We start from the raw sequence: 23,658 nt of genomic DNA, 5'->3' as shown, positions 1-23,658 counted from the left end.
CGTGGAACAGGGGCAAGGTCATTTACCGACGGCTCGCGTATTGGGCCGCGTGATGTGTTCACCGATGGCGCACGCGGAATTTGACGCAAGCCGTCCCTGAAACTCAGACCGACCTCTGTGGGGGAGCCAGGCACCCGTCAGTTGCTTGGCTCTTGGTGCTCTTTCGCTTTATCCCGATGGCGAAAGCTTCCGAAGCTTGCCCTCCCCGGAGGGCAAGCTTTTTTTCCCTCCATCGGCGTCAATCCGGTGCCGTTCATGATGCGGTGGCGCGTGCTACAACTTCCCATCGCCTCGTGTATTGCTAAGCGGCAGAACCGACGCCAATGACGATGAAAAAGGCCCCGCATTGTGCGGGGCCTGTAGTTCACCGGTTCAGCAACGTTCAGCCACCTGTGAAGAGGTCGCTTCTATCAATATAGACGCGCACGCCAGCGCTACCCGGCAGATCCGGCATCAACAAGCCAAGGTCCACACTCGTATCCCTGACCATCTGGGCGAAGGTCCATGCGACGATCTTCTCGCCGGCCCGAAACGCCACCGTCTCGCCAGAGTCCACGTTGACATACCGCATCCCTGGCTTCACGTCGATAATGCGACTGGCCTGAGATTGGCCGGCTGGATCGCCATACAAGGTCGCGTGACGCTTCGCCATCGCCTGCGCCGTCGCCGTCGACGCAGGCACGCCCGGTTTCAACCCGGTCATTTCCAAAGCATACGAAGCCGACATCCCACCCAACAGCAACGCCGCAAACAGCAAGGCGTGTTTCTTCGTTTTCATAGTCATCTCCTTTCTAGAGACTTCGTTGATCTATGAAAACGAGTGTATAAATTGTACGCATGCTGCAGCCTTGCCCGGCGATTACAAATAGGCAATCGGGCTCATTGCACCACTCTACCCAACGACTGGTCGGTCCTGACTCGGCCTACCCACCGAAACCCGCGCTGAGGCTTCAGCACCGTTGAGCGGGAAGCGCAATGTAAAGCGTGTCTTCCCATCCAAGCCGCTCACGGCTGACGCGTCGCCGCCATGGAGCTCCATGATCGACAGGACGATGGCCAGGCCCAGCCCCGTGGACTGTGACGAGTTGGATCTCGCCCTATCCCCACGGAAGAACCGATCAAAGATGAGGGAAAGTTCCCGCTCCGGGATTGGGTCTCCAACGTTCGTGATGTCGATGCAACAATGTGCCGCTTCGCGGCGCACCACCAGATCTATCATCGAATTCGGCCACGCATGACGGACCGCATTTGACAGAACATTGTTGATCGCACGCTGGAACAGAATGGCATCAGCGACCAGGGTGGCATCCCCGCTTACCCTGATTACGACGCTTCGCTCCTCTGCAAGCACCGAAAAGTAGGCGGACAACTTGCGAAGTTCTGCATTCAACTGGAGTTCCGTCAACTCGAGCGCCACATTGGCACTGTCAGCTCGCGCGAGGAACAACATCGCATCGATCATCCTCGCAAGTCGCTGGTATTCGACCAGGCTTTCCTCCACCAAGGCGACATACTCGGGCCCGGTGCGGTCTCGTGACAAGGCGACCTCGGCATGTCCAATGAGGTTGTTAAGCGGCGTGCGCAAATCATGGGCAAGATCGGCGGAGAACCGCGACAGCTTCTGATAACCATCCTCGAGGCGTTGCAGCATCGCATTGAACGCAGAGGCGATATCACGCACTTCGGTGGGCTTGGGTGGCATGTCCACCCGGTAGCTCAGCCGTTCCACACTGATCCGGTTGATCTGCTTGATAAGTACGTGCGCCGGCTCCAGCTCACGGCGCGTAATGGCCGCCCCCACCAGGGCCGTCAATATCACACCGACGGTGGTACCAAGCACGAGCGTCGTCCGGAATCGCGCAGTCACCTGCTTCCTGTCCTCGCCAGACTTCGCCACGAACACCGTCGCCCGCGTACCGTCTCGCCCCAACACCGCATCGGCGGACTGGAACATGAGCGATGACTTTCCCGTGACCGCCGCTTGGTCAGTGCCTTCCAGCAATGCATCGTTGCCCGTGCGAAACAAAAGCCGGCCATCCAGCGCCGTGACGCGAACGATGAGGTCCGAGTAACCTCGCACCAGATCATCGAAGCGATGCTGCGCCGCCGGGACGCCCTGCACCCCGTCCACCTCGCGCAAGAAATGCTCGACCTGTTCGAGTTTTCCCTTTACAACCTCATCGTCTCTGGCCTCGAGTTGCGCGGCGAGCGAGTAGTAAGCAAAGGCGCCCATGCTGGCCAGCGCGATAGACAGTACCAATGCAAAGAAGAGCCCAAGCCGCCTCGTCAGTGACAGCGGGGTTATCGAAGTCCCGGGCCTCATTCCGTCACCGGCCGCGCTCTGGGTCGAGGACATAGCCCATTCCCCGTACGGTATGGATCAGCTTTTGATCGAAGGGATCATCCACCTTGGATCTCAGGCGCCGGATCGCGACGTCAACGACATTGGTATCCGTGTCGAAGTTGACGTCCCAGACCTGGGACGCGATCGTGGTTCGCGACAGCACCTCCCCTCTCCGGCGCATGAGCAGGTGCAACAGCGAGAACTCCTGATTCGTCAATTCAATGCGGGTAGTTCCCCGGAATACCCGCCTTCCAAGCACGTCGATGTCCAGATCGGCAATGCGCAATCGCTCGGACTCCTTCGAGGTGCTTTGGCGCAAGCAACGCCGGATACGGGCAAGGAGCTCGGCAAAGGCGAAGGGCTTGACCAGGTAATCGTCTGCCCCCAACTCGAAGCCTCTGACACGATCCGCCACATCATCCAGCGCCGTCAGAAACAGTACGGGTGTCTCGGACTTGGATCGAATGGACTTGATGACCGTCCACCCGTCCATACCTGGCAGCATGACGTCCAGGATGATGACGTCGTAGTCGGTCTCTTCCGCCATGTGGAGCCCATCGCCACCATTGTTCGCGATGTCGACCACGAAACCCGACTCCGACAATCCCTTCTGCAAATACTCCGCAGTACGCGGTTCGTCTTCTACAACAAGTACCCGCACCTTAGTTTCCTCCTGCAGCAAGCGACTTCGATCCGACCAGTGCTGGCGATGCATTGAAATGCTGAGCTGCATCCGCTTGTTCGCATGGTGCCAGTTCGAACTGAATGGTCACGTGCGTGATATCGAATTTGTCAGCCAGCATCTGCTTCAATTCCGGTAGCACTTCCATTTCCGGGTTGACGGCCGTGTCATTCACGACATGAACCGTCAAGCTCGCCTTGCCGCTGGTAAGTGCCCAGATGTGGAGGTCATGGAAGCTTTTTACCCCGGGCGTCGCCAGAATTTGCTTCTCAACCTCTGCCAGATCCACGTCATCGGGTACGCCTTCGAGCAGCACATTCAGGCTCGACTTCAGCAGGATCCACGTGCGAGGCAGTACCCAGAGGCCGATCAGCACCGCAATGGCGGAGTCGACCCACGCCCAGCCCGTGAAGCGGATGATGATCGCACCGGCGATGACGCCAACCGACCCGAGCAGATCGCTCCAGACTTCCAGATAAGCACCCTTCACGTTCAGGCTGCTGCTTTGCCCGGAGGACAGCATGCGCATGCTGATGAGATTGATGATCAGGCCCAGCACAGCCACGACGAACATGCCGGTTGACTCAATCTGAGGTGGCGATTTCAGCCGCAGGTAGGCTTCGTACAGGATGTAGATAGCCACACCGAACAGCAGCAATGCGTTAAAGGCCGCGGCAAGAATCTCAAAACGGTAGTAGCCAAATGTCCGCTTCTTGTCCGCGGGTCGCTTGGCGATCGCAATAGCAGCCAGTGCGATGGCCAGTGCGACGGTGTCCGTGAGCATGTGCGCGGCGTCGGAGATCAACGCCAGGCTCTTCGTCATGACACCACCGACCACTTCGGCAATCAGGAACGTACCGGTCAGCGCAAGGGCGATCTTGAGCGATCGCTCGTTGCCACCGGGATGGTCGTGTGAGTGACCTGCGCCCATAGAAACTCCTATAAAAATTGGGCGGTACGATGACCGCCCAAGGATTTACGTCATGCAGGCTGGCGGCCTTGATCCGGTTGATGCGTCTGAGTGACTGGCTCGCGAGTATCTTCCGCGTCCTCATCCTTGCGGTGAGCAAGTCGATAGAGCACCGGCAACACCAGTAGGGTCAGCGCCGTGGACGACAAGATGCCACCGATTACCACCGTTGCGAGGGGACGTTGCACCTCAGCGCCCGTACCGGTGGCGATGGCCATCGGCACGAAACCCAGGGATGCCACCAGGGCCGTCATCAGCACCGGACGCAGTCGCGTCAGGGCGCCAACTCGGACCGCGCTGTCGAGGGAATGCCCTTCTTCGCGCAGCGATCGGATAAACGACAGCATCACCAGACCATTGAGCACCGCCACCCCGCACAGCGCGATGAAGCCCACCGCTGCAGTAATGGACATCGGAATGCCGCGTATCCACAGGGCAAGAATCCCGCCAGTCAGCGCAAAGGGAATGCCCGTGAAGACTAGCAAGCCATCCTTGATGTTGTTGAACATCGCAAACAACAGTACGAAGACCAGCAACAGCGCCACCGGCACTACCACCTGCAGGCGGGTGGTGGCGGACTGCAGTTGCTCAAAGGTGCCACCCCATGTCATCCAGTAGCCAGCCGGGATCTTGACCTGGCTTTGGATAGCCGCTTCCGCCTCGGGCACGAATGAACCAATATCACGTCCACGAACGTTGGCACTGATCACGATGCGGCGCTTGCCGTTCTCGCGCGAGATCTGGTTCGGGCCGGGCGCCATTTCCAGCGTCGCCACCTCGCTCAATGGGATAAACGTCGTTCTCGCGTCCACTCCTTTTGGCAACGGAATCGGCAATCGGCGCAGAGCCTCGACCTCGCCGCGCACAGCTTCGGGCAGGCGGACCACGATATCGAAACGACGATCGCCCTGGAAGAAGGTTCCGGAATCACGGCCTCCGACGCCCGTTGCCACCGCGTCTTGCACGTCGCTCATGTTAAGCCCGTATCGCGCCGCCTTCTCCCGATCGATCTTGACCGTCAGCATCGGCAAGCCGGTGGTCTGTTCTACCTTCACCTCCTGCGCGCCGGGGATGCCCTGCAGCACGGCCGATACCTTCTTCGCCGTCTCGCTGAGCACGTTGTTGTCATCGCCGAAGATCTTGACTGCGACGTCCGAGCGGACCCCGGAGATCAGCTCGTTGAACCGCAGCTGGATCGGTTGGGAGAACTCGTAGTTGTTCCCGGGGATCTTGCCGGCTTCCTCCTGGATGGCGGACAGCAGTTCGGCATGTGTTTTCTTCGGCTCTGGCCAATCCTTCTCAGGCTTGAGCATGATGTAGCCATCCGAAATATTCGGCGGCATCGGATCGGATGCAATCTCCGCCGTACCTGTCCGCGCAAACACGCGCTCGATTTCGGGGAATTTTGCCTTGAGGGTCGTCTCGATCGTCTTCTGCATCTCCACGGACTGCGACAGGCTCGTGCCAGGAATGCGCAGCGCCTGGATGGCAATGTCGCCTTCGTTCAGATTGGGGATGAACTCGCTGCCCAGGCGGGCCGCAATGGCCACGCACAGAACAATTGACACCGCGGCAAACGTCAATACAACGGCCGTGTTCGCGAGCGACTTTTCCAGCAGCGGCTCGTAGCGACGCTTCGCCCAGAGCATGAGACGATTTTCTTTCTCGGCCACCCGTTCGCCGATGAACAAGGCGACCGCAGCCGGAACGAACGTCACGGACAGAATCATCGCGCCCAGCAGCGCCAGGACGACCGTGAACGCCATCGGGTGGAACATCTTGCCTTCCACCCCCGTCAGCGCAAAGATCGGCAGGTAGACGATCATAATGATGAGCTGACCGAAGATCAGTGGGCGACGCGCCTCCTTCGCTGCGGCAAACACCTCATGGAACCGCTCGGAGCGCGTCAATGGCCGGCCATGGTGTTCCTGCGCATGCGCCAGTCGCCTCACACAGTTTTCGACAATCACCACCGCGCCATCGATGATGATGCCGAAGTCGAGCGCGCCCAAGCTCATCAGGTTCGCACTGATCTTGTAGTTCACCATCCCCGTGAAGGTGAACAACATCGCCAGCGGAATGATCGTCGCGGTAATCAGCGCCGCGCGGATGTTACCCAGGAAAAGGAACAGAATTACGATGACGAGCACCGCGCCTTCAAGAAGGTTCTTCTTGACGGTCGCAATGGCCTTGTCGACCAGACGTGTCCGGTCGTATACCGTTACGATCTTCACACCTTCCGGCATCGTACGGTTAATGGAAGCGACCTTTTCATCGACCGCTTTTGACACAGCCCGGCTGTTTTCGCCGATGAGCATGAATACCGTGCCCAGCACAACTTCCTTGCCATTCTCGGTTGCCGCACCGGTACGCAGTTCCTTGCCAATCTCCACATCCCCGATGTCGCGAATGCGGATCGGCTGCCCCTGCGCTGTACCGACAATAATGTTGCGGATGTCGTCTTCGGACGCAACCTGACCCGGCGCACGAACCAGATACTGCTCGCCCCTACGCTCGATGTAGCCCGCACCCACGTTGTCGTTGTTCTTGTTCAGCGCATTGACGACGTCGGTCAGCGTCAGCCCGTACGACGCTAGCCGTTCAAGACTCGGCGCGACCAGGTACTGCTTGTTGAAACCACCGATAGTATTGATCTCGGTGACACCGGGCACGTTACGCAGTTGCGGCCGTACCACCCAATCCTGGATTTCGCGCAAATCTGTCGGCGTATAGGCAGTCCCGTCAGCTTTGCGAGCACCCTCTTCGGCTTCAACGGTCCATAGATAGATCTCCCCGAGGCCGGTCGAAATAGGCCCCATCGCCGGCACAACGCCTTCAGGCAGATTGTCCTTGGCTTCCTGGATGCGCTGGTTGACGAGTTGGCGCGCGAAATAGACGTCCGTGCCATCCTTGAAGATGACCGTCACCTGCGACAAGCCATAGCGGGACAGGGAACGCGTCTGTTCGAGTCCCGGCAGGCCGGCCATCACGACCTCGATCGGATACGTAACACGCTGTTCGGTTTCGAGCGGTGAATAGCCTGGTGCCGAGGTATTGACCTGAACCTGAACGTTGGTAATGTCAGGGACCGCGTCGATCGGTAGTCGGTTGTAGCTGAAAATCCCTAACCCGGCCATTCCAAACACGGCGAGCAGGACCAGCCATCGCTGCTGGATGGCGAAACTAATGATACGTTCAAACATTGCTGTTTCCCCCGTATCAATGGCCGTGTTCGGCGCTGGATTTGCCAAGTTCGGCCTTCAGAACAAAACTGTTGGCGGCGGCGTAACGTGCGCCCGGCTTCAGGCCCTCGACAATCTCGATGACCTTGCCGTTTGTCCGGCCGACCTTCACCGGCTGCGGCACGAATCCACCTTGAACCGCGACAAAGACTACGCTCTCGCCATTGACGTCCTGGACGGCCTCGGTCTTCACCGCAACGGGCACCTCGACATCAGCACCGAATACGTCGACCGTGACGAAGAGACCCGGTCGCCAAGCCATCTGTGGATTGGTCAATGTTACGCGGGCCTTCGCCGTCCGCGTCTGCTCGCCCAGCAGCGAACCCACGTATGAAACGGTGCCATCTGCCTTCACATCGGACGATGCCGAATTGATCGACGCCTTTTCGCCGATGCGCACCCGCTCGACATCCTTGGCAGACACCACGAACTCGGCCCAGACGGACGACAGATCCGACAGCGTGAACACGTTGGCGTTGTCCGCCACCGCTTCCCCAAGCGAGATATGCTTTTCAACGATCATGCCGTCGAACGGTGCGCGCAGCTCGTAGCGATTGAGTGCCGTCGAGCTGTTGCTGGCGCCAATGGCGGTCAGCTTCTGCTGCGCGTTCTGGACACTGATCTGCGCTTCCTGCAGCGCGTTGCGGGCGCTCAGATAATCTTGCTCCGCAGAGATCTTCTGTTCCCAGAGCTTCTTCTCGCGGTCATAAGTGACACGCGCCAGATCCAGACGTTTCTGTGCTGCGAGCAGTTCGCTGCGCTGGTCAGAAAGTCCGGTGCTCGCGATGACCGCGAGAACCTGTCCCTTCTTAACCTGTTGCCCAATATTGGCCGGAACGCTCTCTACGACGCCAGCCAGTCGCGGCACCACGTGGGCTGTCTTGTCTTCGTTGAAACGGATTTCGCCGGGGAACTGGACGCCAGCCTGGACCTTTGCCGAGCCCGCGGTTTGAACCACTACCCCTGTCTTGGCCAGCTGGTCCGCTGTCAACTCAATCTTGCCTTCCTCTTTCGAGAGCCGCACGGCGAGTGGCGAAGACGAACCGGGCAAGGTCACATTTGCGGTCACGTCAAAGACATGGGGCTCGGCAACTGGCTGTTGGCTTTCCAGCGCGTCGCCAGACACCACGAACTTGAGCGCTTGAGACTCGCCCGTAGCCCGCACGAGCTGGCCTGTCGCTGCCACGCCATTTGCCACCGCCTTCCCAGACTTGCTAACCCAGAGCCGAATACGGGCCTCGCCCTTGGATTCGGCCGTGCCAATTTCGACGTCATAGCCATCACGCGAAAAGAGCGCGCCACCATTGGGGCCCTTCTTGACCTCGTGATGCTCGCCGTCGCCGTGTGACTTGTCATCCTTGTGGTCGGCTTCCGCCGCCTGCTTGCCATGGTGCTCGGTGTCGCCATGCCCCTTGGATTCCGAGTGCCCACCCTGCTCTTCCGGCGCAGAGCGCCCGCTCAGCAGAACGCCACCAGTCGCGACGCCGCCCACCAGTACGATGGCCGCAATGGCAGCCTTTTGTTTGTTCGAAATAGCCATGTTTTATGAATCCCGTCTTAACGTCCCAGAATGCGATCGATCGTGGTCGCCGCCTGATAGGTTTGTCCAAGCACGCCGAGATAGCGGATGCGTGCCTGGAACAGCGTGCGCTGGGCATCCAGGACGTCCAGATAATTGAACTTGCCGGCCTCGAAGCCAATGGTCGCCGCGTTGAAGGCTTGCTCGGCGCCTGGCAAGACGGTCTGCTTCAGCGTTTGTGCCGAGGCGCGCGATACCGACAGCTGGTTCGATGCCATCAGGAGATTTCGGGTCAGGCTGATGCGATTGGCCAGATATTCATCCTGGGCCTTGTCCGCCTGGCGAATGGCCGAATACAAGTTGCCCTGATTCCGGTCAAAAATCGGCAACGGGATCGCCACACCGATCACCGCCATGTTGCGGTTGGCTTCTGTATCTCGCTTGGCACCCAGACTGACTGTCAGATCCGGATACTGGCGGCTGCGCTCAACGCCCACCAATGCCTGGCGGCGGTCAAGTTCAGCGCGGCTTGCGGCCACCAGCGGTGAGTTTTCCAGCTCCTTCTGAAGGAGTTCAGGCGCCGGCCTGGATGGCAGCGCGTCCAGATTGCCCTGTGCTTCGGCAAACTGCGGCGATGCATTGCCCCACAACGCCGTCAACGCCTGACGGGCGGACTGCAGGCTCGCCGTTGCTTCGGCCAATTCAAGTTCGGCGTTGGCCTGTTCGACACGTGCCTTAGTTTCGTCAACCGGGGAGATCTTGCCGGCCGCGACGCGGCGTGAAGCGGCTTGCGCGCCCCTCGCAGCGATATCCGCGGAGCCAGTTGCCAGCTTGACGCGTTCCTGTGCGATCAAGACGGAAAAAAAGCTCTCGATTACCTGCGCCCGAATGTCACCGCGAACGCCAGCCAGCGTTGCCTGCGCCAGTTCGCGCGTCCTTTCCGCGGCATTGATACGAGCCGAGCGCTTGCCGCCCAGTTCGATGGGGATATTCATCTGGGCGGTGGATGTACGGGTGGATTTCCGCGTGTCCTCGACCAGCGTCTGGAGTTCCGGGTTCGGAATAACCCGGGCCTGCATGATCCCACCTTCTGTGGAATCGAGTTCCTTGGCGGCGGCGGACAGGTTGAAATTGCTTCCTGCCGCCAGCGACAACGCGGCCTCGAGGGTCAACGGTCCCGCCGCTTCCCTTGGGAAGACGGGCACCATGGACGTGCCGGTGTCAGATTGCGCTACGGCAAAGTTTGGGCTGAGAAATGCTACCGCCAGCCCGAGCGGCAGAAATAGTCTTCGCATCGAATTGCACCAAGGTATGTGACCAGGAGAATTCGGCGAGAGACGAAAGGAGAAAAAGAGTCGTCGTCTCGCCGATCAAGCGAGACGCTGCCACTGAGGACGGTCGGGAGCCCTGGCATTCAGAGACGAGAACTCGGACGAATGTTGAGTATCGGTCACTTCTACCCGATTCGCTATCAACACGTCCTGCGTCTGTCCATAGACGAACGGGAGGGAGACCAGATGGCATACCCCGCAGTCTGTATCCACGAATGGCTTTTTCTCGGCATCCGTTTTACCTTCCGGCTGCTGATGACGATGCTCGTGGTGCCCAAGGTGCCAAGTGGCCGTGGCTTTCTCGTGCTGACAATAGCGTGCCGCTGCCGCCCAGGAAAACTGGAACGGCAAAATGAGCAGCACGAAGATCAGAACGAAACGTCGCATTCCTTGGGAGACTGTGCGGGGGGCTTGGGGTTGAAGTACTAACGGCTGGGCCGTCGCCGAAGTTTACATGAATCCTCGATCACCAGCATTAAGAGCAGATTACGATTATCGCTTTCGCCTGCTCGTTTTGGGGTGCCGCTTTCGCCCCTCATCAGTCTTACGCTTGGGGGCGGGCCCATGCTTCCACCGCAAATAGACAGCGAACCCCACATACAGGACGATCAGGCCGACCAGCATCACGAGCATGCTCTCGACAACAGAATCGGAGACGTGAGCGTAGTGCATGGCTGTACGTGTATGCGGAGTTGCCCGCATCAGGCAAGCGTCACGACCGCCCGGAGGACGCCGGCGTCATGGAACAAATCAAACGACTCCACGACCACCGACAGGCCGAGAAACCAGACCGAGTCCGCAATATTGCGTTGAAAGGAAGACACATGGACCGTCCATGTCGACTCCCCCCTATACAGCGACAGACGGGGAAAGAACGCTGGTGTACGGCGTGCGTATTCGGCGAATTCCGGGAAGGCGGAAGCCAGAAAGCGGTCTTCCGTCCGGATGACAGCCGGGTACATCAGCGCAAATGCGAGCGCCAGGACTGCGGTAACCGCCAGCGACTCGGTCATCGCCCCTAGTCCGATAATGCCTAGCAAGTTGCAGACATAGAGCGGATGGCGACACAGTGAATATGGACCCGAGGTCACCAAGGTATTGTTCTTGCGCCCGGAAATGTACAACGCGCACCAGAGCCGCCCGACCGTGGCCAGGCTCACCCCCAACATCCCCAGCGTCAGCAGCAGCGGCGACACCCAGGTACCGTCCCAGCGAGAATGGCCAAAGACCAGACTTGCCAGGACAAACGTTACGACAACACGCCAAACGCCGATGCGGTGGCGTGTCAGGAAATTGTCCAGCGCCCTCGAGAGACCAGCGGGTTGGGACGGGGAGATTGAAGAATCGGTCATGCGGTTCGGGGGCTGGAGGAGAATGTCGCGCACTTCGAGTGGACACACTGGCGCGAAAACGAGCACTAATGGCCGGCATTCTAAGGTTGCCCTTCCGTTGTCAGGCTTTATTGCCGAAATGTAATACGTTGTTAATCTTGCCCCCCGGCCAGCGAATCCGGTTGTGTCATAGCTCGGCAATCTGACAGTCATCTTCTGCGACATAGACTGTCTTGGCCATTTTCAGGACACACCCAGAGACGCTCCGCAATGAACGACATCATCCGCACATTGAGCTCGGAATTCTCCGATCTCGCTAATGCTGCCGAGGCAGTACGTGCCGTCGTTCGAATGACCGTCTCTATCGTTTTGGGGGGCTTGCTGGGGTACGAGCGGGAGAGCTCGGGAAAATCCGCAGGCGTGCGCACTCACATGCTCGTCGCGCTGGGGGCATGCGTTTTTGTCGTGGTTCCCCTCCAGGCGGGCGTGCAGCTTGCCGACATGAGCCGCGTGCTTCAGGGTCTCACGTCAGGCATCGGATTCCTTTGTGCAGGGGCGATCCTGAAGCCGGACAATGAGACACACGTCAGGGGGCTCACAACTGCCGCGAGCATCTGGATTGCTGCCGCGATCGGCGTGGCCGCCGGCATGGGCCATGCGGTGACGGCCATCGTCGCGACTGCCTTCGCACTCATCGTGCTCAGAATCCTTCAAATGTCGAAGAAGTAAGACTCCCACTGCTCCCAAGCCACGTGCAGCGCGAATGCGCCAACTTCAGGTTCGGCCAGCATTTCCCAAACGTATGAGCGCGCTTAACAATACGCAAACTCCATCGCATGAGAATTTACCTGGATTACAACCTGTTTGCGTACCTTCACGAGGGCACGAACCCGGCTCTGCAAGCCAAAGTGAGCGCACTGTCCGATCGACATGAGTTTCCTTGCAGCCCGGCGCACATGGAAGAAATTGCCTCGGCGCTCGCAAGACCTTCGGATACTCCCCCGCTCGATCGGTTAGCGGCCGCTTTCTGCAAAATAGACGATGTTTCTCGAATTAGCCGGAACGTGCAATTGTCTCCGACGACGTTAGGCCCGATGGTTACGAAAGAAGGAACAGCCTCTCGAGTGCTTTCTTCGGGTCATGCGGCACTATCGCAAAGAGCCGGTTGTCGAGAAGAACGACTGGTATACGCGGGACTCCGTAAAGAAGGGGTCACTTCAGAAAACGGAAAATATTGCACGCTAAGGCATGGAAGAGGACCACTGCTGTCCCCAGGGGCATTGGCCAGCCGATGGCAAGCAGGTAGAAACCAAAGTCGGGGGACTCCCGTTCTCAGAGATCGGCTAGCAGCAGGTAGGCGCGGTCGAGTTGCCGATGAGCTTCCTGCCGGCGATCCATCGCTTCTAGGGCGAGCAGGAGGTCCTCGGCCAGCTCGAAATCGCTTTCCTGGCATGCCCTTTCGAACACCGCAAAGACCTCTTCATACAACGTGCGCCCCGGAACGCCCATTTGACTAACCTCCGGCGGAAAATCCGATGCTCTCTGCCGACTTGGTCCTGCCACGCCGCAGGGGCTTCTGTCCCCCATGGTTAATATGGACGTTCCCACGGCAGGGAAGGTCAAGCATTTTTCCGGCCGCGGGCCGACCTATGGTTCGCAAGCCGCCGCGCGAGACGGTTAGTGCTCGCCCCCTACAGTTCGTCCAGCGACTAGTTACCCGCACCCGGGCGCAGCCGCACCACCAGCATCGCCGCCCACTGGATATGCGGCCAGGCCAGCGAATAGACGAATGTCTGGATCAGGGGTCCCCTTGATTTCGCCGCAATTTACCGGGGTAGCCACCCGTAGCAGCCATGCGGGTTCCAGGGTGATGCCCACCCTAAAACCCTAGTCAAATCAGTCACTTGCTGACTGGTCCTTTTCCCCTTGGTTTTGGAACGTTGACCGCCCCCGCCGCGCGGCCAAGCGCGCCCTGTGGCTGGAAGCCATTGTTTCCGCAAGATAACTAGATTTATCCGTCTTTGGTTTTCCCAAGCAACACATAAATGGCTTTTCTAACGTTAGGTATGTGCGTAAGATAGGCTGAAATGCGCCTCCGGAAACTGCCATGCCCCGCCTCGCCGCCACCCCCGACCAGATCCGCGCCACCGTGCTGGCCATGCTCACCGAGGCCGGCGACGCGGCGCCGCCCACGGCCGCACGCTTTCGCCGCGTGGTGTCGGTGCGCAAGCTGCGTGACCGCCTGGGCGGCGGTGACCCTGCAACGCTGTCGCGTACGCTCAACGCGATCGAGGCCGAGGTGGTGCGCTCGGGCCTGGCCGACCTCGCCCTGCCCGAGATTCCGGTCGAGATCGCCGAAGCGATGCGCGCGCTGTGGCAGGCCGCGGTCGCGGTGCAGCTCGACGACGTGGTGCGCCTGAAGCGCGAGGCGCAAGCCACAGCCGACACCGCCGAGGCCGCCCGCGCCGAGGCCGAACTGCGGGTCGAGCTGCTGCGGGCCGAACTGAGCGAGGTGCGCGGCCAGCTCGCCGCGCGCGACACCGCGCTGGCCGTAGCGTGCGCCGCCCAGGCGGCGGCGTGCGCGCGCGCCGATGAGCAAGCCGCACGCCGGGGCGAGCTCGAGGCGGCGCTGGCGACCGCCCAGGAGCGCGCCACGGCGGGCGAGCGCACCCACACCGAGGCGATCGCCACCACCCAGGCGCGCTACGAGGCGCTGTCGAAGCAGCTCCTGCAGGAAACCGCGCACCAGCGCGACGCGGTGCGGGCCGAGCGCGCGCAACTGGCCTCCCAACTCAAATTCGCCGAGCGGCGCATCGCCGCGCTGGAAGACGAGCGCGCACGACTCGACGCCGACCTGGCCAGCGAGCGGGCCGCGCGCCAGACCGCCGCGGGCGAGGCGAGCGCACTCAAGGCCGTCACCGCCAGCCAGCGCGCCCAGCTCGACGAGCTGCTGCGTGCGACCCTGGCCGCGGCGCCACCAGCGGCCAAGACGCGCGTGCCCAGATCGACGGGCAAGGCGGCCGCCAAGCGGACCGCCCAGTCATGAAGCCGGCCGACTGGATCGATACGGGCGCGGTGCCGCCGCGCCCACTGCCGGCCACCGTCGCGGCGGCCCTCGCCTACCTGGCGGAGGCACTCGGGCACCCGGTCTACGCGCACTGGACGCTGGCGCGCGTCAAGCGCCGCTATGGCTCGCTGGCCGACGCCAAGGCCGCGCAGCCGACCGTGCTCAAGCTGCTGCTGGCGCACGATGGGGCAGTCGAATACTGGGAGCGCGGGCGCCTGCGCACGGTGACGGCGGATCTGGCGCCCCGCCCGGAGACGGTCCTCGCGCGGCTGCTGCACACGCACCGGCGCCGCATCCGGTCCACCGCCGCCTTAGCGAGCGAAGCAACGGTGCCGACCGCCGCGGAAGCGAGGGGAGCTGTCGCGGCGAACCCGTGGCTGGCCGCTTACGGCCCTGCTGACCACGCGTGGCTCACGCGCGCCGGCCGCTTCGCCCAGCCGCACGCGGCGGCCAACACGCTCGGCGCCGCCGACGATGCACAGGCGCTGGCGCTCTTCCTGCGCGACCGAACCGGGCGCTCGCCCCACACGTTGCGCGCCTATGGCGCCGAACTGCGCCGCCTGATGCGCTGGTGCGGCGCGCACGAGCTTGGGCCGCTCTCGGACCTCACGCGCCAGCGGTTGCTCGGCTACCGGCACGCGCTGCAGCACGGGGAGACCGGCAGGGAGGACGCCGCGCCGCCCTTGTCAGAAGCGACCCGCACGCGCGCGCTGGCGGTGGTGGCAAGCCTCTACGGCTACTGGTAGGCTATTTCTGCCCATCCCCCGAAAAGTGCAAATCTTCCGCCAGCCCCTGACCAGGCAAGGGCTGGCAGGGTGCGACTTGACCTGATAACGGCCCGAGCGCCCTGTAAGTTGCGCTCGGGGATTATGCCGGGGGATGTCAGATCGTGCGGGGGGCAGAAGCTGCAACCTTGGTCGTGCCAGTAGTGCCAGTCAGAGACGGCAAGGTGCGTGCTCTGGTCGGCGCGGACGGGAACAAGCTGGGCAAGGGGCACGACGAGTTCACGCTGGTTGTAAAGTGCGTGCACGAAGATGGCAACGCGGCACAACTGATCATGCGCGAGTCTGAAGACGGAGACTCTGTCACCTGAGCGCAGCGGGGAGGCCACCATCGCCTGACGTACCCGCGCTTCGAATGGAAAGCTCAGACTGTCCTCGAGATGGCAGTACCACGCCATCGCGCATTCTTCTTCGGTGTACGCGGTCGACCACGATCTCCATCGAGATGCGCTGTTCGTGTTGGTTGTCGCCCGTTTTTGCCATTGGGGTTCGTGCTGGTCAGACCTCGACTATGCGTCGCGGCAAGGCCATTTTTATGTTCCCGTCCTGGTGCGGGATCGGGGCTTCGCCGCCGGTGCCACAACAGGTGGTGCGGCCGGGATCGGCTCAAAGAGCGCCTCGATGTCGTCGGCGGAGAACTTGACGGCGCCGGCGCCATCTTCCGACAGGATCGCGTTGGCAAGCGCCGCCTTCTGCTCCTGCATCGCGACGATTTTCTCCTCAACACTGCCGGCGGTGATCAGCTTGTAAACAAACACAGGCTTGTCCTGCCCGAGACGGTGAGCGCGGTCGGTCGCCTGATTTTCTACGGCGGGATTCCACCAGGGATCGTAGTGAATGACGGTGTCGGCCGCCGTCAGGTTCAGGCCAACGCCACCGGCCTTCAGGCTGATCAGGAAAAGCGGCACCTCACCTTGCTTGAAGCGCTTGACTGGTGTGACGCGATCGGTGGCATCCCCGGTCAGCATGACGTATGGAATCCCAGCTTTTTCCAGCGCCGCCGCAATGAGGTCGAGCATGCTGGTGAACTGCGAGAACAGCAGGATGCGACGGCCTTCCTCGATTAGTTCGGGCAGCATGTCGAGTAGCAGATCAAGCTTGGCCGATTCCTTGATCCGGGCCGCCTGGCTGATTTTGACGAGCCGCGGATCGCAGCAGACCTGGCGCAGCTTGAGCAACGCCTCCAGCACGATGATGTGGCTGCGCGCGAGGCCTTTTGCTGCGACGGCCGCACGGACCTTTTCCTGCATGGCCGCGCGCACCGTCTCGTACAGGTCACGCTGCGCGCCTTCGAGCTCGACCGTGCGCACTATCATCGTCTTCGGGGGCAACTCGGCGGCGACCTCATCCTTGCGCCGACGCAGCATGAACGGTCGGATGCGTCGCGCGAGCAGTTCACGTCGAACAGCATCGCCGCCTTTCTCGATGGGCGTGCGCCAGCGGCGGGTGAAGTCCTGACGGGTACCGAGGAAGCCAGGCAGCAGGAAGTCAAACTGGGCCCACAGTTCGCCGAGATGGTTCTCGAGCGGCGTGCCTGTCAGGCAAAGGCGGTGTCTTGCACGCAGTTCGCGGATGGTTGCGGCGGATTTGGTGGCGGCATTCTTGACGTACTGCGCCTCGTCTAGGATCAGCAGGTGAAAGTCGTGCTTGGCAAGAACTTCCTCGTCACGCCACAGCAAGGCGTAGGTGGTCAGGATGAGATCGTGCTTGCCGATCTGGTCAAAGCGCTCGTGGCGTTGGGGCCCGTGCAGATCCAGGACGCGCAGCTTCGGCGTGAAGCGCTGCGCTTCCTCGCACCAGTTGTGCATGAGGGTCGTTGGCACGACGATCAGCGCAGGCCGGTCCAGCCTGCCACGTTCCTTTTCGGTGAGGATGTGCGCAAGTGCCTGGATGGTCTTGCCGAGGCCCATATCGTCGGCGAGCACGCCGGACAGCCCGTGTTCGCGCAGGAACTGCATCCAGGCAAGACCCTGACGCTGGTAGGTACGGAGTTCGGCCTTCAGGCCACGCGGTACCGGCACGTCTGTCACCCCAGGACCCGCCATCAAGCGCTGCGCGAGCTGCCGGATCGATGCGTCGCCGTCAAACTGCCAGCGCCCGGTCTGATCCAGCGCATGGAGCCGGGCCGCATCCCACTCGGAAATGCGCATGCCGGTGCCGAGCGAGTCGAACAGGTCGATCAGCACGCGCACGACTGGTTTAAGCCGGTCGGCACGCAGGCGAAGCCGCTCGTTGCGGTCGGTTTTCATGTCGATCGCTTCGTCGTCCGCGATGGTATCGAGCCTGCCCGACAGCCAGCGCTCATCGCGACGAAAGAGGTCTGCTAGCAGCGGCTCCAGGCGCACCGTGCGACCATTGACTGTGATGCCCATCTCGACGTCAAACCAGCCGTCGCCGGTCTGACGCAGGCTGCCGTCAATCGCTTCGATTTCGATCACGTTGTGCCGAAACTCGTCGCTCATGACGACGCGCCAGCCGCTTGCCTGTAGTGCGGGTAGCACCAGCTTCATGAGATCCGGCCAGTCGTCGACATCTTCGGGGCCGAGGATGCCATCTGGAAACGGTTTGTAACCATATGCACGGTTGGCCGGAATTTTTCTGAAGCCCGCCTTTTGCAACTCGGTCTGACGTTTCCGCTCGAGATTGGCGTCTCTTTTGATCTGGATGACCTCGCTGCCAGCAGTGCGAACGAGGGTGGTGCTGCTATTTGCAGGGATGCTGTGACCTGCGTAATCAAAACTGACCGTCGCAAAATCCAGTGGCGACACTGACCAGGTCGGCAAGGTGTCGAGAGTCAGTACGGGCGTCGCTACGGTGTCGATCACCTGCACGGACGACGCGTCGGGCGCGGGCGGCATGGGTAGGTCGGGGGCGACTTCACGCAACACATTGCCAACGAGCGCCGCCTCGTCCAGCGTGATGGCCGGCATCGACAGGAAATCCGTGACCTGTTCCGCCGGCCACGGCATGGCGAGTATGCCAGCTTCGCCAGAATGCGCGTCCACATACCAGCAGGGCTGGGTGGTCGTCAGCAACAGGGTGGCGGGTGGCTCGGCCTGCAAGACTGGCCGCACGCGCGTGTCGGGTTGCGCTTGCCAGGTCATCTTTGCGCCGCGCTCTGATCCGCAGTGCACCGGGCAGTGTGATCCGGGGTAGTGGGCGCCTGCGGGAACAAAGGAAGTAAATGCACGCCCGGTGGCGATGAGCTTTTCCAGGATGGCGGCGCCGGTTGCGCCCTGCAGAGCAAAACCACCGGTATAGGCGGCATGCGAGCGGCCCAGCCACAATCCGCGCAGGATCGACAGATCCTCCTCGGAAACAAATTTCGGCGGTTCGACCAGCGCTTTCTCGACGTTCTGCCACCGATCGTCGACCGAGCGAATCGTACCGTCGGCCCCCACGCGGGCCTTGTAGAGGGAAATCTCGCAGCCGCGATACGATTGCCCGATCACATAGGCCAGGGCATGCGTGGCCTTGGCTGGTTTTTTCTTGGCAGCGGGATTGGCTGCCGTGCGTCGAGCGCGAAAATTTTCCAGCCAGGTCACCAGTTCCGCGCGCACGCCGGCGGCCGATGGCTTCGGCTGGTGCGCAAGGCCGGCGATCAACAGCGCTGCCACGTGCTTGCAGTCAACGCCGACCGGACACGTGCATTCTCCCTCCACCCACATGTCTTCGTCGATGTCGTGGAAATACGCACGCACGTCATACGGGCGCGTACGGGTGCCTTGCACCAGTCCCGCCAAGGTATCCTCGTCGATCCAGCGCAACTCCGAGACAGCGCTCGCATAGGAGCGAGCCTTGGACACCGTGTAGGAGTCCAGCCATTCCGCAATTTGGCGGGGATCGTAGGAGACAGACATCGGTTGAGGGATTCAGAGGTTGACAACGCGGGGAGCATTCTACGCGGGGAGGCTCCCGGCCGGTACGGCAGCGGCTTCCGGTTCTGACCCCGCCTGAGTGGTCTGGGCATGCCGGCGGTCATCTTCGGCGTGCAAGTAGATCCCGGTCGTCTCGATCGAGGCGTGGCGAAGGTTCTTCTGGATAAAGCGGATATCAGTGCCGGCGTCGGCCTGATGCGAAGCCGCCGAGTGCCGCAGCCAGTGCGTCGAGGCCCGGCGCAGTGTGGCCGCGCCGATCGGATCGGTTGGCTCGAGGGTGTCGGCGGCCCGGCGGAACACTTCCTTGGCAATCAGGTAGATGGCCGTCGGCGTCAGGTGCCGCTTGGCGTCGCCGGCGATGCTCATGACGGCCGGCGTGCTTTCGGCCGGCAAGGGCATGGGTGCCAGATCATGGAATGCGCGGTAGCGTGCGAAGTCGGCCATGAGGGTGTCGGAGACTGGTACCTCGCCCTCGGCGCCACCCTTGCCGATGACGTGCAGCCACCAGCGGCCGCGACGCTGGAAGAAGTCCGCCGCCTGTGCGTTGGCGGCTTCGCTTGCCCGCAATGCGGTGTGGTACAGCAGCCGGATCAGCCATCGGCTGCGTTCGTAGTGCTGGCGCTCGCGCGCGGAGGCCTGCGGCCAGGTCTCCATCGATTCCAGCACAACCTGCCAAAGCGCGTGATCGAGGTAACGTTCAATGCGGCGGGTCCGTGCCGGCATTGCCGAGGACGAGCGCCGCAGTGCAAGCGGATTGCCGGCAAGGTATCCGGCGGCCACCAGGTAATTGAGCAGCCCGCAAAGGATACCGAGGGCCTGGCGCCGGCTGCGCTCGGAAAGCGGCCCGTCGAACAGCCGCCGCGTGCCCCCGCGCCGTGGCAGGACGGGATCGACCCAGTTTGCGGACGGTGCGGCAAGAAATTGCTCGTAAATCAGGAAATCTTCGCGCGTAAGGCTCGACAGCGGCTTGCCCAGCGTGCGCGTCGCCCAGACGAGCAGCCGCACCACTTCCTTGCGGTAGCTGCGCAGCGTGTGCGGCGAGCTGGCGTACTCGGCAAGCCACAGGCGGACGGCCTCAAGGTCGGTATCGGCCGTGATCTGTCGGTTAGCGCCGCGCGCGCGATTCGTGCCGTCGTGGCCGTCCAGTGCGGCCGGCAGCATGAGGGGGACAACAGGCTCGGTGGCGGGCAGGTTCATGGACTGACGCGATTTTTCGGCAGGGTCTCGCATCGTACACCTGGGATGCTTACGATTATCGGTCTTATCGTAAATTTCTAGAAGACATCGTTATATATATAATGTGATACCATCATATACATGAAGATTTTAGTTCAAAACCCAGCTCCCGGAGCACTTTTCAGGTTTAGTTCCAATGAGCCGCATCAGCAATACCCGCTTTCGCACCCGTGAAGCCGCCGCGCGGCTCGTTGCTGCCGGCCGACGCCCACATGAACTCACCGTCGACCTGATCTACGCGGAAATCCGCCAGGGCAGCCGGACGACGATCAACGACGAACTCAAGCTCTGGAAGGATGAGCAGGCGCGCGTCGACGCCTTGAGCGCCGCACTCCCGCCCGCCGTTGCCAATGCGATGCTGTCCCTCTGGGCGCTCGCCATCGAGCACGGTGAGCAGGTCTTCGCACAGCGGGGCGAAGAGCTGGAGTCCGAAGCGGCGGCCGCCACCGCGCGGTGCTGGTCGAAATCACCGAGCGAAAATTCCAGCATGGCGGCGTGCCCGGCAATGCGGCGGTGCTTCGCAAGCGCACGTTCATCATCGTGCGCGAACGCGAGCGGGCCTTCACGGAGACCGATCTGCGCGGTACCGATGGCCGCACGCAACTGCATCTACAGATGCCCCTGACCAGCGTGCGCATCCTGAGCCTGGTGACGCCGGACCTGAGCCCGGTAACGCCGACGACGGCCCCGATCTGGCCCCTGGTCGGCGGCGTGCCGTTTCCATTCCGCTGCGAAGGCACGGATCTCGACGGGCGTGCTATCCGCTTCGACCTGCCGATGGTGTTCATGTATGAATCCATCGCCATGGACCCGAGCACTGCGAACGGCACGTTCGCCAAAGCGCAGACGCTTTGGGATCAGGGGCTGCCACCCGGCGAGGTCCCCGGCACGGGACGTGGCGCGACGATGGCGCCGCAATCCATGACGCTGGCCCGCAGCGCGCAGCCTGGTGACACGATGCTGGAGGTGCGCGAGCTACGCTTCGGCGCGGAAGCTGGCACCGGCAATCCAACGCTGAAGGCGTACGGCCAGACCCAGCAGCGTCCCGCCTTCTATCCGAAGGTGGTTCGGGCCACGCTGCGCATTCCGGCATTGGCGCAGCTTACCGGCAGCGGCGACGCCAACGTCGTGGAATGGAACAACACCTACCTGGCCAGCGAGTTCGGCGCGGATAACAAGGGGCAGGTGTTCGTCAACATCGTGCCAAACGATCCGAAGAACAAGGCCCGGCTCGATTTCTCCGCACAGGGGGATCGCGCCGGCGGCTTCGTCCAGCCGAACCTCAATCCGAGCGCGGTGTCTCGCCTGACGGGGCCGGTCACCGGCACTGTGGCCGATTTCGTGGGCGGACGCATGACCGGCCCGGATGCCTTCCCCAGCGCCGGGCTGCCCAACCTTCCGTTGCTGTTCGGATGCATTCCACTTGGCGCGGTCATCGAGACAGTGACTTCGTTGGTGGACACGCCTGAGCAGGTGCCGCGCTTTGTCTCGGAGTGCGGCAGCCAGGCCGAACTATTCCTGAACGGTCTGGCGCAGCTTTATGCCGCCTTGACTGGGCTGGCCGGGCAGACTGGCAGCGCCGCCACGGGCGGGGTGAGCGCCATCGGCTCGACGGTGGCAGACCTGAAACAGCAGGCCACCACCTACGCACCGGGGCTCGTTGCCGACGCGCAGGCGCGACTGGACGCCCTGCAAGCCGCGCTGACCGCACTCAGCAACGCTATCGCGCCACTGGTCAACACGTCGATCGACGCCGCACCTGCCCTGCCCAATCTCGCCACGGCGATCACGGCCGTGCAGAACGCCTCGGATCAATTGCGCGCCACCGCGGGTGCGACGGTCGGCGGTGTCTCGCTACCCTCTGGCCTGCGTCAGTCGCTGGTTCAGGCCGCCAACGTCGCCTCGGCGCTTGCCGGCGACCTCGGCACGGTGGCCGCGCTGGTGGCCGAAGGCAAGGCGCTGTTCGCCGCGCTCGATGCGATCCTCGGCGACTCGAAGGCGTTCCAGGCCCTCCTGAGCGATTCTGATGCGCTTTTTGCCCACCTAAAGGCCGTGCAGAACGCGCTGGCGCCCCTGCGGAATACCCTCGCCAACTTCCGGCTGCTCGAAGGCGCGGCGCGCCAGACGCTGTTGAACGTACTCGACGCGATGACGCAGGCGCTCGCAGTGAGCGATGATGTGCTCCGCACGCTTTTGCAGGTGCTGTTCGGCGATGAACTGACCATCCGCTTCAACTGGAACCCGCGCATCGTCAGTTGGCCGGCCTCCGGCCCGATCTTTCACCCCAACGACCCCGCCGGCTTTTCGGTAGCCGTGGAGGCCAAGGTCAAGAAATCAGGCGGCGGGCAGCCGAAGCTGACGGTCGTCAGTTCGCTCAAGCATTTCGACCTGATCCTGATAGGCGCCGCCGGCTTCCTGGAACTGAATTTCGAGAAGATCGAATTCCGCGTCGGCACCGCCGACAAGATGAACGTCGACGTGCTGCTCAATGACATCAAGTTCATCGGCCCACTCTCGTTTGTGGAGACGCTGCGCGACCTGATACCGCTCGATGGCTTCTCCGACCCGCCCTACCTCGACATTTCCACCAAGGGGATCGATGCGGGCTTCAACGTGGCCCTGCCGTCGATCTCGGTGGGCATGTTCAATCTCAGCAACCTTGCGCTGGGCGCCGGGTTCACGGTGCCGTTCATTGGTCAGCCGCTGGCGGTGCGGTTCAACTTCTGCACGCGCGAGCAGCCGTTCAATCTGTCGGTCTGCATGTTCGGCGGCGGCGGGTTCTTCGGCATCACGCTTGATCCGGGCGGCATCCAATTGCTGGAAGCCTCATTCGAGTTTGGCGCCAGCATCTCGGTCAACCTCGGCGTGGCATCTGGTGGTGTCCATGTCATGGCCGGCATCTATTTTCGCATGGAGCAGGACAACTGCGCCCTGACCGGCTATTTCCGCCTTGGCGGCAGCGTCAGCGTGCTGGGGTTGATCACGGCGTCGATCGAACTGTACCTTGCGCTGGCGTACGAATCGCAAAGCGGCAAGTGCGTGGGGCGCGCGCAGTTGACGATCGAAGTCGAGGTATTCCTGTTCTCCACCAGCGTCACGATCAGTTGCGAGCGAAAGTTCGCCGGCGCGAACGGTGACCCGACCTTCCGCGAACTCATGGGGCTGCAGCCGGCCCTGCCGCTGACGGACGAACTGGCGCTGATACACGACGACACCGAGTACGCCTGGCGGCAGTACGCCGAGGCATTTGCCTGACCGGACGTTGGTCAAACAGGG

The 23,658-nt window shown here is 62.0% G+C and carries 17 protein-coding genes and 1 pseudogene; 5 read left to right on the top strand and 13 right to left on the bottom strand.

The window, feature by feature from the left end:
- Positions 1–382 precede the first annotated feature (382 nt).
- The 9 genes from czcE to czcN form a co-directional block, all read right to left on the bottom strand.
- Complete coding sequence (czcE, locus tag B2246_RS22395) at positions 383–784, bottom strand: copper-binding periplasmic protein CzcE (RefSeq protein WP_011514820.1); 402 nt, start codon at positions 782–784, stop codon at positions 383–385.
- Between the two features lie 108 nt (positions 785–892).
- Positions 893–2,323, bottom strand: coding sequence for a sensor histidine kinase CzcS (gene czcS / locus B2246_RS22390; protein WP_011229349.1), 1,431 nt, complete (start codon positions 2,321–2,323; stop codon positions 893–895).
- Between the two features lie 4 nt (positions 2,324–2,327).
- Complete coding sequence (gene czcR / locus B2246_RS22385) at positions 2,328–3,005, bottom strand: heavy metal homeostasis two-component system response regulator CzcR (protein WP_008646724.1); 678 nt, start codon at positions 3,003–3,005, stop codon at positions 2,328–2,330.
- 1 nt (position 3,006) lies between these two features.
- Positions 3,007–3,957: a cation diffusion facilitator family transporter gene (locus B2246_RS22380; protein ID WP_004635344.1), complete on the bottom strand. Its 951-nt coding sequence runs from the start codon at positions 3,955–3,957 to the stop codon at positions 3,007–3,009.
- A 50-nt stretch (positions 3,958–4,007) separates the two neighbouring features.
- Entirely contained in the window at positions 4,008–7,199 is a 3,192-nt protein-coding gene (gene czcA / locus B2246_RS22375) for a heavy metal efflux RND transporter CzcA (protein ID WP_004635342.1), read from the bottom strand.
- Positions 7,200–7,215: 16 nt separating this feature from the next.
- The gene (czcB, locus tag B2246_RS22370; protein ID WP_004635340.1) at positions 7,216–8,778 is read right to left on the bottom strand and encodes a heavy metal efflux RND transporter CzcB; all 1,563 of its coding nucleotides are present in this window, start codon (positions 8,776–8,778) and stop codon (positions 7,216–7,218) included.
- A 17-nt stretch (positions 8,779–8,795) separates the two neighbouring features.
- Positions 8,796–10,052 carry a heavy metal efflux RND transporter CzcC gene (gene czcC / locus B2246_RS22365; protein ID WP_024570390.1) on the bottom strand — a complete coding sequence of 419 codons (1,257 nt, stop codon included), beginning with the start codon at positions 10,050–10,052 and terminating at the stop codon, positions 8,796–8,798.
- A 75-nt stretch (positions 10,053–10,127) separates the two neighbouring features.
- Positions 10,128–10,475, bottom strand: a complete 348-nt coding sequence (gene czcI, locus B2246_RS22360) for a CDF family cobalt-zinc-cadmium transporter CzcI (RefSeq protein WP_011229345.1) — start codon at positions 10,473–10,475, stop codon at positions 10,128–10,130.
- Positions 10,476–10,789: 314 nt separating this feature from the next.
- Positions 10,790–11,440 carry a heavy metal efflux RND transporter CzcN gene (gene czcN, locus B2246_RS22355; RefSeq protein WP_020206397.1) on the bottom strand — a complete coding sequence of 217 codons (651 nt, stop codon included), beginning with the start codon at positions 11,438–11,440 and terminating at the stop codon, positions 10,790–10,792.
- Between the two features lie 249 nt (positions 11,441–11,689).
- Here czcN and B2246_RS22350 point away from each other — a divergent pair, with 249 nt between their 5' ends.
- Positions 11,690–12,148, top strand: coding sequence for an MgtC/SapB family protein (locus B2246_RS22350; protein WP_004635330.1), 459 nt, complete (start codon positions 11,690–11,692; stop codon positions 12,146–12,148).
- Positions 12,149–12,751: 603 nt separating this feature from the next.
- Here B2246_RS22350 and B2246_RS22345 read toward each other — a convergent pair.
- Positions 12,752–12,928 (bottom strand): hypothetical protein, encoded by a 177-nt coding sequence (locus B2246_RS22345; RefSeq protein WP_004635326.1) that lies wholly within the window; start codon positions 12,926–12,928, stop codon positions 12,752–12,754.
- 598 nt (positions 12,929–13,526) lie between these two features.
- Here B2246_RS22345 and B2246_RS22340 point away from each other — a divergent pair.
- Together B2246_RS22340 and B2246_RS22335 are read left to right on the top strand one after the other, a co-directional pair.
- Positions 13,527–14,465 (top strand): DNA-binding protein, encoded by a 939-nt coding sequence (locus B2246_RS22340; RefSeq protein ID WP_004635320.1) that lies wholly within the window; start codon positions 13,527–13,529, stop codon positions 14,463–14,465.
- Positions 14,462–15,232 (top strand): site-specific integrase, encoded by a 771-nt coding sequence (locus B2246_RS22335; RefSeq protein ID WP_020206395.1) that lies wholly within the window; start codon positions 14,462–14,464, stop codon positions 15,230–15,232. The genes B2246_RS22340 and B2246_RS22335 overlap by 4 nt, the downstream gene beginning before the upstream one ends.
- On the opposite strand, the gene B2246_RS22330 is transcribed toward B2246_RS22335, so the two are convergent.
- The 3 genes from B2246_RS22330 to B2246_RS22320 all read right to left on the bottom strand — a co-directional run bounded on the left by B2246_RS22330 (position 15,223) and on the right by B2246_RS22320 (position 20,343).
- Complete coding sequence (locus B2246_RS22330; protein WP_223277442.1) at positions 15,223–15,666, bottom strand: calcium-binding protein; 444 nt, start codon at positions 15,664–15,666, stop codon at positions 15,223–15,225. The two genes, B2246_RS22335 and B2246_RS22330, sit on opposite strands and share 10 nt — an antisense overlap.
- Before the next feature lie 135 nt (positions 15,667–15,801).
- Positions 15,802–19,128 (bottom strand): DEAD/DEAH box helicase, encoded by a 3,327-nt coding sequence (locus B2246_RS22325; protein ID WP_008646539.1) that lies wholly within the window; start codon positions 19,126–19,128, stop codon positions 15,802–15,804.
- 39 nt (positions 19,129–19,167) lie between these two features.
- Entirely contained in the window at positions 19,168–20,343 is a 1,176-nt protein-coding gene (locus B2246_RS22320) for a tyrosine-type recombinase/integrase (protein WP_008646544.1), read from the bottom strand.
- Between the two features lie 175 nt (positions 20,344–20,518).
- On the opposite strand from B2246_RS22320, the pseudogene B2246_RS22315 reads away from it, so the two are divergent.
- Positions 20,519–20,848, top strand: a pseudogene (locus B2246_RS22315) (DNA-binding protein); the annotation flags it as partial.
- A 47-nt stretch (positions 20,849–20,895) separates the two neighbouring features.
- Positions 20,896–23,637: a hypothetical protein gene (locus B2246_RS22310; protein WP_286881082.1), complete on the top strand. Its 2,742-nt coding sequence runs from the start codon at positions 20,896–20,898 to the stop codon at positions 23,635–23,637.
- Positions 23,638–23,658 lie beyond the last annotated feature (21 nt).

Source organism: Cupriavidus sp. UBA2010 (assembly GCF_002335265.1).
Lineage (GTDB): Bacteria > Pseudomonadota > Gammaproteobacteria > Burkholderiales > Burkholderiaceae > Cupriavidus > Cupriavidus metallidurans.
Note: the sequence above shows the minus strand (reverse complement) of the source record. Positions and strands in the feature narration are given on the sequence as shown.

Bases quoted from the DNA above. Each gene is read 5' to 3' on its own strand.
- B2246_RS22330 (WP_223277442.1), bottom strand. From the start codon at position 15,666: ATGGCGTGGTACTGCCATCTCGAGGACAGTCTGAGCTTTCCATTCGAA.
- czcB (WP_004635340.1), bottom strand. From the start codon at position 8,778: ATGGCTATTTCGAACAAACAAAAGGCTGCCATTGCGGCCATCGTACTG.
- czcC (WP_024570390.1), bottom strand. From the start codon at position 10,052: ATGCGAAGACTATTTCTGCCGCTCGGGCTGGCGGTAGCATTTCTCAGC.
- B2246_RS22325 (WP_008646539.1), bottom strand. From the start codon at position 19,128: ATGTCTGTCTCCTACGATCCCCGCCAAATTGCGGAATGGCTGGACTCC.
- czcI (WP_011229345.1), bottom strand. From the start codon at position 10,475: ATGCGACGTTTCGTTCTGATCTTCGTGCTGCTCATTTTGCCGTTCCAG.
- czcA (WP_004635342.1), bottom strand. From the start codon at position 7,199: ATGTTTGAACGTATCATTAGTTTCGCCATCCAGCAGCGATGGCTGGTC.
- B2246_RS22345 (WP_004635326.1), bottom strand. From the start codon at position 12,928: ATGGGCGTTCCGGGGCGCACGTTGTATGAAGAGGTCTTTGCGGTGTTC.
- B2246_RS22335 (WP_020206395.1), top strand. From the start codon at position 14,462: ATGAAGCCGGCCGACTGGATCGATACGGGCGCGGTGCCGCCGCGCCCA.
- B2246_RS22320 (WP_008646544.1), bottom strand. From the start codon at position 20,343: ATGAACCTGCCCGCCACCGAGCCTGTTGTCCCCCTCATGCTGCCGGCC.
- czcS (WP_011229349.1), bottom strand. From the start codon at position 2,323: ATGAGGCCCGGGACTTCGATAACCCCGCTGTCACTGACGAGGCGGCTT.
- czcE (WP_011514820.1), bottom strand. From the start codon at position 784: ATGACTATGAAAACGAAGAAACACGCCTTGCTGTTTGCGGCGTTGCTG.
- B2246_RS22340 (WP_004635320.1), top strand. From the start codon at position 13,527: ATGCCCCGCCTCGCCGCCACCCCCGACCAGATCCGCGCCACCGTGCTG.
- czcN (WP_020206397.1), bottom strand. From the start codon at position 11,440: ATGACCGATTCTTCAATCTCCCCGTCCCAACCCGCTGGTCTCTCGAGG.
- B2246_RS22380 (WP_004635344.1), bottom strand. From the start codon at position 3,957: ATGGGCGCAGGTCACTCACACGACCATCCCGGTGGCAACGAGCGATCG.
- B2246_RS22350 (WP_004635330.1), top strand. From the start codon at position 11,690: ATGAACGACATCATCCGCACATTGAGCTCGGAATTCTCCGATCTCGCT.